Origin of the sequence: Streptomyces globisporus, assembly GCF_003501885.1 — a bacterium.
Taxonomy (GTDB): Bacteria; Actinomycetota; Actinomycetes; order Streptomycetales; family Streptomycetaceae; genus Streptomyces; species Streptomyces globisporus_D.
In genome coordinates, this window is sequence record NZ_QWFA01000358.1 from 1 (window position 1) to 2,418 (window position 2,418).

1 protein-coding gene is annotated in these 2,418 nt (G+C 72.8%); it reads left to right on the plus strand.

What is annotated here, in order from left to right:
• Nucleotides 1-44: 44 nt before the first annotated feature.
• Nucleotides 45-2,418: molybdopterin oxidoreductase family protein (locus D3105_RS33440; protein ID WP_240647125.1), on the plus strand; the 2,374-nt coding region annotated here is incomplete at its 3' end.

Sequence of the window (2,418 nt, forward strand, 5' to 3'; positions counted from 1 at the left end):
GTGCGCGTCCCTCCGGGAACGCCCGCCCCCGAAGGGCCCCGCACATGACCGTGCCGATCCCGCCGCCGGACGCCCCCGCCACCGACCGGGTGCGTACGGTCTGCTCGTACTGCGGTGTCGGCTGCGGGATCGTCCTCGACATCGCCGCCGGACCCGACGGCCGCCGCACCGTTCTGAAGGCGTCCGGCGACAAGGAGCACCCGTCGAACGCCGGCCGGCTCTGCACCAAGGGCGCGACCGGGGCGGACCTCCTCGCCGCCCCCGGCCGGCTGACCACCGCCCTGGCCCGCGCCGACCGCAGCGAGCAGCCCGCCCCGCTCGGCCGGGATGCCGCCATCGCGGAGACTGCGCGCCGGCTGCGGTCCGTGCTGGACACCCACGGCCCGGACGCGGTGGCCCTCTACGTCTCCGGCCAGATGACGCTGGAGGCGCAGTACCTCGCCAACAAGCTGGCCAAGGGTTTCCTGCGCACCAACACCATCGAGTCGAACTCCCGGCTCTGCATGGCGAGCGCGGGCAGCGGCTACAAGCTGTCCCTCGGCGCGGACGGGCCGCCCGGCTCGTACGAGGACTTCGCCCACGCCGACGTCTTCCTCGTCACCGGCGCCAACATGGCCGACTGCCACCCGATCCTCTTCCTGCGGATGATGGAGCGCGTCAAAGCCGGCGCGAAGCTGATCGTCGTCGACCCCCGGCGCAACGCCACCGCCGCCAAGGCCGACCTGTACCTGCGGATCCGGCCCGGCACCGACCTGGCCCTCCTCAACGGCCTGCTGCACCTCCTCGTCGAGAACGGGCACACCGACCCCGCGTTCATCGCCGAGCACACCGAGGGCTGGGAACAGATGCCCGCCTTCCTCCGCGACTACCCGCCCGCCGTGGTCGCGGAGATCACCGGCATCCCGGAGGACGACATCCGGCAGGCGGCCCGCTGGATCGGCGAGGCGGGCGAGTGGATGAGCTGCTGGACGATGGGTCTCAACCAGTCCACCCACGGCACCTGGAACACCAACGCGCTGATCAACCTGCATCTGGCGACGGGCGCGATCTGCCGCCCCGGCAGCGGACCGTTCTCGCTCACCGGCCAGCCCAACGCCATGGGCGGCCGCGAGATGGGTTACATGGGCCCCGGGCTGCCCGGCCAGCGATCGGTCCTGTCCGACGAGGACCGCGCCTTCACCGAGGAGCTGTGGGGCGTCCCACCCGGCACCCTGCGCGCGGACGGCTCGGGCAGCGGCACCGTCGACATGTTCCGGCGCATGGCAGAGGGGGAGATCAAGGCCTGCTGGATCATCTGCACCAACCCGGTCGCCTCGGTCGCCAACCGCCGCACCGTCATCGAGGGACTGGAGGCCGCCGAGTTCGTCGTCACCCAGGACGTGTTCGCCGACACCGAGACCAACGCGTACGCCGATGTCGTCCTGCCCGCCGCCCTCTGGGCCGAGTCCGAGGGAGTGATGATCAACTCGGAGCGCACCCTCACCCTCTCCCGCCGCGCCACCGATCCGCCGGGCGAGGCCTGGCCGGACTGGCGGATCATCGCGGCGGTGGCCTGCGCCCTGGGGTTCGAGGACGCCTTCGGCTACACGAGTGCCGAGGAGATCTTCGCCGAGATCACCCGGGCCCGGAACCCGCACACTGGCTACGACCTTCGCGGTGTGACGTACGAGCGACTGCGCGAGACGCCCGTGCAGTGGCCGAGCGCGGACGTCGAAGGGCCCGCCCGCAACCCCGTGCGCTATCTCAACGACGGCGTCAGCCAGGAGCTGACCGTCCGGCCCGACGGCAGCGTGCCCAGGCTCGCCTTCCCGCTGCCCGGCGGTCGGGCGGTCTTCCACGCCCGCCCGCACCTGCCGGCGGCCGAAATGCCCGACGAGGACTTCCCGCATCTCCTCAACACCGGGCGGCTCCAGCACCAGTGGCACACCCTCACCAAGACGGCGAAGATCACCAAACTGAACCGGCTGGACCCGGCCCCCTTCGTGGAGATCCACCCCGACGACGCGGCCGCCCTGGGGCTGGCCGAGGGCGACGGAGTCGAGGTCGCCTCGCGGCGCGGCCGCGCGGTGCTTCCGGCCCGGATCACGGACCGGGTCGCGGCGGGGGAGTGCTTCGCGCCGTTCCACTGGAACGATCTGTTCGGCGAGTACCTCGGCGTGAACGCGGTGACGAACGACGCGGTCGACCCGATCTCGTTCCAGCCGGAGCTGAAGGTGTGCGCGGTCCGGCTGGCGAAGGTCGCGGCCCCGGCGGTGCGCCTCGCTCCCGCCACGGCGGACCGGCCCGAGCAGACCGGCGCACTCGGTCCGGCGGACACCGGGGGTGGGACGGGCCCGAGGGGGCTGGCGGACCGGATGGGGCTGACGGGGTCGGCGGAGCAGACGGGGCTCGCGGATCTGACGGGGCTGGCGGGAGCCC